The sequence below is a fragment of the Endozoicomonas sp. genome (assembly GCF_965196975.1).
Taxonomy (GTDB): Bacteria; Pseudomonadota; Gammaproteobacteria; order Pseudomonadales; family Endozoicomonadaceae; genus Endozoicomonas.
The window spans coordinates 4,958,428-4,967,500 of sequence record NZ_OZ239981.1 but is presented as its reverse complement, the minus strand read 5'-3'; the positions used below and the strand labels follow the sequence as shown (position 1 = coordinate 4,967,500).

The following is a 9,073-nucleotide window of genomic DNA, read 5'->3' as shown; positions in this document are numbered from 1 at the left end:
GCCCATCACGGTTGGTCGATAGTCTGGCCAGCGCAGACATTGTTGCCGGGTAGTCATACACAAAGACCCCTTCCAGCACGTCAGCATTTGGCGACCCCAGATTTGGCTCAACAAACTTGGAAAACAACAAATCAAGACAGTCACTGCGCTCAAGCCCCTGAAGCTTGGCATCTACCTTATCCCTGACAGTCTGGCTCAGCTCTTCATCTGTCGTGATATAAGGGTTTAGTCCGAGGTATTCCTCAAATAGTTCCCCATAGCTGCAGCGTCTGACCTCTTTGAAATTGCAGACACTGCTTAGCAAGCCAGCTACATCATCCATCAGCCGTTGGTCATTCATGCCTATACGATACCATTCCAGCATGGTGAATTCCGGATTATGGCGCCCTCCAGCCTCACCGTTTCTGAAAACTCGCCCTAAGGAATAGATATCTCCGCTGCCTGCAGATAAAAGGCGCTTCATAGGGAATTCCGGGGAGGTGTGCAAATAACAAAGCTGTGATTTCCCATGACCAATAGGGGTGAACTCGGTTGCAAAGCTGTCTATGTAGACATCTACCGTGGCACTGCTGGACAGCATTGGGGTTTCTACCTCCATGATCCCCTTAGCATCAAGGTAGGCTCTAGCCTTACGCAGTAGTTGAGCTCGCTCCCTGAGAGCCAGCATGGACGCTGATGGGCGCCAAAGTTCATTAGTCACGTAAGTCTCCAAATAAAAGAGGTGGGTCTGCCACAGGTCTTGAAGTAGCTAGTCATTAAATAGCAGACTATCAATTCTTATTAACAAATATAAATAATGAATGAGCTTGTCTAGCTGAACCACACCGGAATAACGGGAGTATTAATATGATGCTGGGCGGGGAGGTTTTATTGTGAGCTGATGATTGAAGCCCAAGAGGAAAGGATAATATAAGTGATTGGGCAGGAAGGTAATTCCTCCTGCCCATAAATGCTTACTTCACTCGACCAACATACTCACCGGTACGGGTATCAATTTTCAGCACTTCGCCTTCAACAATAAACAGAGGTACTTTAACGGTTGCCCCCGTGCTGAGTTTGGCTGGCTTTGAGCCGCCCTGGGCAGTATCGCCTTTCAGACCAGGATCCGTCTCCACCACCTGAAGCTCCACAAAATTCGGCGCAGAAACTGAAAGAGGGGAACCATTATAAAGAGTAACCGAGTATACTCCCTGCTCTTTAAGCCAATCGATGGTGTCACCCACCGCTTCACGGCTGGCTGCATGCTGTTCGTAGGAACCATCAGTCATCATGAAGTGCCAGAATTCACCGTCGGTGTAGAGGTATTCCATATCCAGATCCATAACGTCTGCAGCTTCCAGACTTTCACCAGATTTGAAAGTACGCTCCCAGACACGACCGGACATAAGGTTACGGAATTTAACCCGGTTAAATGCCTGACCTTTTCCAGGTTTTACAAATTCGTTCTCAATGATCGAGCAGGGATCACCCTCGAGCATTACTTTAAGACCTGAACGAAACTCATTGGTACTATAACTAGCCATGGGACCTTACCAGGAGATCAAAAACCCCTATGATAACTCGTTCCGAGCTCAGTGTGCAGACTATCAGCAATTTCGGCTGCTGGCAGGAGCAACTGGCAGGTGCAATTACCTCTCCGGAGCAGCTGCTAACCATGCTGCAGCTTAGCCCCGAGCTATTATCACCTGCGTTGAAAGCCTGTCAGGAATTTCCACTGAGAGTACCCCATACCTATATCAACAGAATGGAGCTGGGAAACCCCAACGACCCTTTGTTAAGGCAGGTTCTGCCTGTTGGTGAAGAATGTGAGCACATAGAGGGTTTTGGCCTGGATCCGCTGGCAGAGCAGTCTCAGAACCCAACCGATGGTGTCATCCATAAGTACCATGGCAGGCTTTTGTTAATAGTGGGTGGAGCCTGTGCGGTAAACTGCCGTTTCTGCTTTCGCCGTCATTTTCCATATCAGGAAAACCGGCTGGATCGGGACAGCTGGAACAGCGCCATGGAGTACATACGCTCAGATTCCAGCATAAAGGAAGTTATTCTAAGCGGTGGAGATCCATTGGCCACCAGCGACCGCCGACTGGAGAAAATTGCTGCCGAGCTGAATCATATTGATCACGTTGAAACACTGCGAATTCATAGCCGTCTGCCCGTTGTTATTCCTGACCGGGTAACGGATGACATGATCAACTGGTTTGCCAGACAACGTCTGCAACCTGTGATGGTTATTCATGCCAACCATGCCAACGAGATCGACGATAGCGTTCGTGAAGCCATGTTTCGGCTCAAGCAGGCTGGTGTGACACTATTGAACCAGGCCGTTTTGCTTAAGGGAATCAATGACAGTGCTTCCGCTCTTATTCAGCTTGGCGACGCATTATTCAAGGCTGGCGTGTTACCGTACTATTTGCACCTGTTAGACCCGGTACATGGCGCTGCTCATTTTGATATTCCGGAAGTTAAAGCCACCCACCTTCTGAAAGAGGTAATGGCTAACTGCCCAGGCTATCTGGTTCCCAAACTGGTTCGGGAAATTCCCGGCAGACCTGGCAAAACCTGGATATCCTGACACTTTTGACTAAAGTCAGGCATTGATTAAACCGTTAGATAATAGATATATAGTCTATTGAGGTGTTGCAATAAGCTGCATCTCAAGGGATAAAAATGTGGCACACTGGAATATTGAACGCAGCAAATTTATTATTAATAAAGCAAGCTGCCGTCAAGTCGCGAATAGAAAGTACTGCTAGCCACCAAGCTATTAAAAATAGCCGCATAAGTAGTACTTTGTAGACTAATAATATTGATGAAGCGCAGTACCTGACAGGATGTCAGAACCCTGATAATGGGATTAAAGAATGGAATCTACAGACACTCTTCACCTGGAGCTGCCCAGTCGCAGCCTTGGATCCTTATCATTTTGCGCCAATGGGTCCGGGACCAGTATCGAACAGCTTGAGCGCTGGACAAAAAATCTTTCCATTACTGATTACCAGAAAAATGGTGAGAGCTTGGCTAATGCATTGGATGAGCTCACCAAACTGGACTGTCCTCCCAATGAGCTTTACAGGCTTATCGAGATGGTTCGATCTCCTGTACTTGCTACAGCAACCAACCTCTACCAACGGTATTTAAAACGATATATTACGTTTGAATCAGGCCAGCAAGTCTGGTTTGAACTTTGCCATCAACTTTATTCAGGACTGGCAACAGCTTACAAGGCTGTAGTTCAATGCTGTCTGGACAATAATGAACATAAAGATGTCCTTGCGGCGGCATTGCACCGAGCCATATCAGAGAGTGCGACAATGTATCTATTTCATTGTCTACTTTACCGTCCTTCATCTGAACGACTATGGCTTGAGCTGCATACTTTATACCAGATTGCTGTGCAGAAGAGTCACCAGAATTTCCAACAAGAAGACCCCTATGACAAGAAACGCAAGCCCATGTCAGCAGAAAACCTTTATAAAAGAGCTCTACTGTTGTCACGCAGCGATACTAATAAATTATCACCCACTGAGACTCAACAAGTCTGGCAAATTTTAAGTGTCTGGATCAACCACTGTAAAATTCAACCTCAGTCAGGCCTGAAAACCTATTTCTCAGCCAATCTCATCAGTGATGAAGGCCTTCAATACGCCGCACCAGAGCCGGATAAGGCTCATGCCGGCGTGATAGGGTTAAATGTCAGAGTGCTTACCGCTCACCTGGATAAAATAAAAAAAGACCCGAAAGTATCTAAAGTTCTTCCAGCAGAGTTAATTGAGCACTTAACGTTAAGCTGGGGGCAAATCCAGAAGCGGTCCAATCCCAGAAGAGCTTCATCGAACCATTGTGAAACCTGTTTTGGGTTTACTGGTCTTCACTATCACCTGTCAGGCAAAAGAAATTTTGACGACATCATTGCCGTTCACTCCGAGTCTTCAGGTAAAAGTAGCTTTTCTGAACAATCAGGTGATGTCTGGTCACAGGCCCATGACGCAGAGATCAGAGATGAAGACAAACAAAGCAGTTCTTCAGCAAGTGAGATAATTTCATTTAATACTGAAGAGTTTTTGGATAATAAACGACTATCAGCACTAAAAACCGAAATCATCAACAGCAGCCATACCGGACTTTGCCTGAAAATTAATGGAAAGCTCCCCCAGCAGTTCCATGCAGGGGAACTGATTGGCATACGTCAAACCCCTGAATCACCATGGGCTCTTTACTGCGTGCGCTGGCTGGGCGTTTCAGCACAGAATGAAGTAAAGTTTGGTGTAAACCTTATAACTACGTCGGTGGATGCTGCTGCCATATCTCTAATACACAAAACACAGGAAGCAAGTCACTTCCAGAGGGCTCTCCTGATTCCTGATCCAAAGGAAACATCCATGATCTTACCTAACTTTTCTGCCAAGGAAGGCGCTAAGTTTGATCTTATACATAATGATGTTCTACAGAAGGGGCAGCTGATGAGCTGTACTTACACAACACCAATCTGGTGTCAGTACCAATTCAAGCTGTTTGGATAAGGCGCGGATATTTCTTTTTTGATATCTGCTGCCAAGTTAACAATGCCTGTCACAATTCAGTGAAGGTCCTCTATACCTTTTAATTCCGCATGTCGTATGATGGAGAAATAAGCTCATGAAGTTTCAGATTCTGTTGACATAAGAGCTCTCCTTCAAAAAACAGTGATCAACCTCGAATGGATTACCGCAAACAAACCATACGCTTGCTCGCCCTGGAAGATTCCCCAAACGATGTCGAACGCTGGGTAAAGTTGTTTCGCAGTGCGGGTATGCCTCCTCGAGTTCAACATATCTCTTCCATTGAGACTATGGAGGAGGCCCTGAAAGAACAACACTGGGATGTTATCCTCAGTTCTGAAGAGACACCCAAGCTTAACGCACAGCAAGTACTCTCAATCATCGAAAAGCACCAGATAGATATTCCGGTCATTGTTACCTTGCCGGAGTACAACCCTCAACGTGCTTCCACCTGGCTTTCCGCCGGAGCCCGAGACGCCATTCCAAGCGCAAATGAAGCGCATATTCTGCACGCGGTTCTTCGTGAACTCACGAGCCTGGAAGATCGCAGAAATTTAAGCTGCACTCGCCGCGAACTGGATGAGTCTAACAAGCGCTGCCAACTTTTACTGGCCAATGCATCTGAAGCTATCGCTTACATTCATGATGGAATGCATGTGGATGCCAATGCAGCTTATCTACAGCTTTCTGGGTACGAAAGCGCTGACGACCTGGCAGGTATACCGTTGATCGATATGATTGCTGGGCAACATCAGGCTGAGATCAAGCAGATGCTGAAGCGGTTTGACGCAAATAAAAACACCAGCCCGCTTGAGTGTGAGCTAATTCACACCGATGGACACAGTACCCCGGTCAGTCTTCGCTTATCTGAAGCTCAGTATGATGATGAGCCTTGTATCCAGCTCACCCTTTTTCCGATCATGGTTCCCGTCCTCAGCCAACCTGTTGACCATGAACTGAGTGCAGAGTCAAAAGAACAGTTTCTTGAGAAAGCCGGTACTATTGTTAAGGAAGCGCCAGACGCGATACTAATCTGGTTGCAACTGGATGATTTTCTGAATATCCGTCAGGAAGCCAGTATTGAAGGCATTCTTTCTATACAAAAATCCATCGTGCGGATGATTCAGGAACATTTCCCCAAAGCAGTGCTCTGCCATTATACCGACGACAGTTTCTTACTGGTTGAGACGGGTGATGCTCCAGAAAGCGTCCATAATCGCCTTGTTAATTTACAAAGTGCCATTGATGGCCACCTGTTTGGCAGCGCCGATGAAACACTCACCGCAACGGTAACCATCGGTTTCGCGGTAAAAGAAGATCGCCAGAATCTTTCAACACTGCTGAATAACGCAGAAAGCGCCTATCAACTGGCCCTTAAAACTGATGAGTCAAGGCTATGTCGCTACTCTAAAACTGAGGAGATCAAAGACAAAGCTCGAGAAGGCGATGTACAGGCCATGATCCGTCAGGCTCTGTCACAAGACTCATTTCACCTGCTCTTCCAGCCTGTCATCAACATTACCGGTTCAGAAGAAAAGCAATATGAAGTATTCCTGCGACTTCATTCTCCCCAGGGAGAAGTTGTCGAGGCCAGCAAGTTTATGGAAGCCGCTGAATCATCCAGCCTGATGCCCCATATTGATCGCTGGGTTCTTCGCCAGTGCGTGCGCCAGTTAGCCCAAGTCCATAAACAGGGTCAAAATGTTCGATTACTGATTCACCTCAGTCACCAGTCCATTCAAGGAGCTGAGTTAGCCCAGTATCTCTCCGGTCTGTTGAAAGCAACTGAGCTACCTCCGGAAAGCATCGTGTTACAGATGCCTGAGAGTATGGTTCTACAACAATTGAAACGGATTGTGGACTTTGCCGAAGCTATTCACAATATTGGCTGCCAGCTTGCCATCACCCGATTTCAGGGCGACTCACGCTCCATGAAGATGCTGAAGCACCTTGATATTCAGTTTGTTCGGCTTGATGGCAGTTTCACTATCAAGCTGGATGAGAACAATGATGAGGACATCATCAAAATGCTGGATATTCTTAAGGAGCAGAACATCCGTAGCATTGTACCAAAGGTAGAAAGCACCCAGACACTGGCTCACCTATGGAGAATGGGCGTTGATTACGCGCAGGGGTATTATATACAGGGGGCAATGGAAACAATGGACTTTGACTTTGGCTAACCTAATCTGATTACGCGCCTTTTGTCGGGAATATCCTGTTCATCATGGGTCACCATGAGAGCAGGAATCCTTCGGTTCTCAACCTGTTGAAAGACGAAATGCCGGAAGCTGCTTCTAAGCATTGTGTCTAATTTGGAAAAAGGTTCATCCAGAAGCAGCGCTTTTGGCTCAGACAACAAAGTCCTCATCAAACTGATTCTTGCTTTTTGTCCACCAGACAGCATGGATGGATTTTGTCCGGAGAAACCCAACATCTCACAGTCAACCAGTGCTTGCTCTACTCTTTCCTGACGCTCAGATTTCTTGTAGTTCACAGGTAAAGCAAAGGCCAGATTCTCACCAACGGTCATATGGGGAAACAATAGATGATCCTGAAACTGTATGCCTACCTGTCGTTTATATGAAGGCAGGTTATTAAGAACTAGCCCTTCCAGAATCACTTCTCCTGAGAAAACAAAGCTGTTTGGCAGCGTTCCACAAATCAGATTTAACAAACTGCTTTTGCCGCAACCACTTGGCCCTAGTACCGAAACCACTTCACCACCGTCCACACGACAGCAGATCTTATCCAAAAGCTTCTGGCAATTCAGGCTGATATCAATTTGATCAAGAATCAGGCTCAAGAGTTCAGCCTCCTGGCAAAACATCCATTTCTAACTGTCCAATAGCTCAGGAAAAAAGCCATGACATACGCAATGAAAGGCAGCAGCATCTGAGCCAGCCCGTAGACGCCAATTAAACGACGATTTCCTCCGGAAACCAGACCAACAGCTTCGGTTGTTACTGTCTCCACTCTTCCAGCACTGGCAAACAGAGTTGGCAGATATTGAGCAATACTGACCGCAAAGCCCAATGCAAGACTGGCCATCACTGGGCGCCAGAGTACTCCCAACTTCACCTGAAGAAAGGTCTTCAGTCTGGATCTGGATAATAACAGTCCCTGAAGACTATGGCGCTGATCATAATGCTGCCAGGGGCCTGACAAGCTTAGAAAACAGTAGGGCAATACGAACAGCAAATGCAGTCCAGTCACTGTCAACCAGTGCCCCTCAGCCCCCCATTGCAGCAAAAGCAGTTGAACCCCAAACAAAAAAGTCATTTGAGGCAAAAGCAACGGAATATACATCGCACCTCTGGTCAGCAGGGATAACCACTTCCCGGCTGATTTACTTTGTTGTTGGAAATCATTCAACTCAAGCAATATAACCGAGATCGTATTGGCTGCTAACGTGGCGGTCACACCAATCAGGAGGGAGTTAACGATAGGCTCACTCATACCATCCCAGGCTCTCTCCCAACTTCGTAAAGACCAGTCTGGCCAGAGAGAAGGGAAACGCCAACGCCAGACAAAAGACCAAACCAGTAGGGCACTCCCTCCAGCCAGAAACAGCATCACTAAACCATGCCAGGCTTTCCGGCTTAACGATCCCCAGAAAATACTGAATCGACCTCGATGTCCATTAACCAACCAGCTTCTGAGCAGTCTGTTCATTACCCATTCCGTCAGATAAAAAACACCAATAACAGACACCACCAGCAGCAACAGGAGCACACTGCCCGATGCAGCCAGTAGACTATTGGCCAAATCCGGATCATGTATCCATTGAAGAATCTGCACGGCAAATGTTGGAGGGTTGGCAGGCCCAATAACCAGAGCTACATCTACAACAGAGATTGAGAATGCCAATACTGTGTACACTGGCAAACGAATCATTGGGTAAAGGCGCGGCCATATCAGCTTAAGCCAGATAACACCTGACTGATACCCCAGGCTACTCCCCAATCTCAACGTATCACTGACAGGCAGCTGTACTACAGCTGCGGCCATCATAAAAATCAAAAAAGGTGTTTCTTTAATAACCAGAAGAAGTATAAAGCTTATGCCGTATGAGTCCTGAACCGTCTGCCAGTCAGGGGGAAAGCTCCAGCCAGCAAAAACAGCGATAAGCCGAGCCATCAACCCACTAGGCATCAACACAAACATGACTCCAAAGGCCAGTGCTACATGTGGCACAGCCATCAATGGCGCCAGCCACCGCTGAACTTTATGCCAAAACGGAGTTCCCCAGGCGAAACAGATGACACCAAAGGCAAGGATCAGAGATAGCAGTGTGGAAGAAACAGATGTCCAGAGACTAAGCCCCAACATCTGGATAAGTGCGGGTGTTTCCAGAAGCATTTGCCAGGAAGAGAAGCTGAAGGTCTCAAACCCCAGGACTGGCATATACCCAAAGGCCGGCAGCATAATACTGCCTACCCCTGCCAGAACCGGCAATATGAATAGAACCAGCAACCCCAGGGTAAGTAACGATGAAACAGCCCCAGAAGATACCCACTTTCTAGATTTTAACA

The 9,073-nt window shown here is 47.1% G+C and carries 7 protein-coding genes (1 of these 7 cut by a window edge); 3 read left to right on the top strand and 4 right to left on the bottom strand.

Features of this window, described 5'->3' with window-relative positions; translation table 11 throughout:
- Positions 1–700, bottom strand: the 5' portion of a protein-coding gene (epmA, locus tag ACOCLE_RS22305) for an EF-P lysine aminoacylase EpmA (protein WP_419534298.1). Its footprint begins 290 nt before the window's first position; the window shows 700 of its 990 coding nt (coding positions 1–700); the start codon lies at positions 698–700; its stop codon lies off the left edge, out of view.
- A gap of 253 nt (positions 701–953) precedes the next feature.
- Positions 954–1,523 (bottom strand): elongation factor P, encoded by a 570-nt coding sequence (efp, locus tag ACOCLE_RS22300; protein WP_066014397.1) that lies wholly within the window; start codon positions 1,521–1,523, stop codon positions 954–956.
- A 29-nt stretch (positions 1,524–1,552) separates the two neighbouring features.
- On the opposite strand from efp, the gene epmB reads away from it, so the two are divergent.
- From epmB to ACOCLE_RS22285, 3 genes are all read left to right on the top strand, one after another.
- Positions 1,553–2,572 carry an EF-P beta-lysylation protein EpmB gene (gene epmB / locus ACOCLE_RS22295; RefSeq protein ID WP_419534297.1) on the top strand — a complete coding sequence of 340 codons (1,020 nt, stop codon included), beginning with the start codon at positions 1,553–1,555 and terminating at the stop codon, positions 2,570–2,572.
- A 289-nt stretch (positions 2,573–2,861) separates the two neighbouring features.
- The gene (locus tag ACOCLE_RS22290) at positions 2,862–4,520 is read left to right on the top strand and encodes a hypothetical protein (protein ID WP_419534296.1); all 1,659 of its coding nucleotides are present in this window, start codon (positions 2,862–2,864) and stop codon (positions 4,518–4,520) included.
- 176 nt (positions 4,521–4,696) lie between these two features.
- Complete coding sequence (locus ACOCLE_RS22285; protein WP_419534295.1) at positions 4,697–6,721, top strand: EAL domain-containing protein; 2,025 nt, start codon at positions 4,697–4,699, stop codon at positions 6,719–6,721.
- Here ACOCLE_RS22285 and ACOCLE_RS22280 read toward each other — a convergent pair.
- Together ACOCLE_RS22280 and ACOCLE_RS22275 are read right to left on the bottom strand one after the other, a co-directional pair.
- Positions 6,718–7,344: an ATP-binding cassette domain-containing protein gene (locus tag ACOCLE_RS22280; RefSeq protein ID WP_419534294.1), complete on the bottom strand. Its 627-nt coding sequence runs from the start codon at positions 7,342–7,344 to the stop codon at positions 6,718–6,720. The two genes, ACOCLE_RS22285 and ACOCLE_RS22280, sit on opposite strands and share 4 nt — an antisense overlap.
- Positions 7,341–8,966: an ABC transporter permease gene (locus ACOCLE_RS22275; protein WP_419534293.1), complete on the bottom strand. Its 1,626-nt coding sequence runs from the start codon at positions 8,964–8,966 to the stop codon at positions 7,341–7,343. The genes ACOCLE_RS22280 and ACOCLE_RS22275 overlap by 4 nt, the downstream gene beginning before the upstream one ends.
- Positions 8,967–9,073 lie beyond the last annotated feature (107 nt).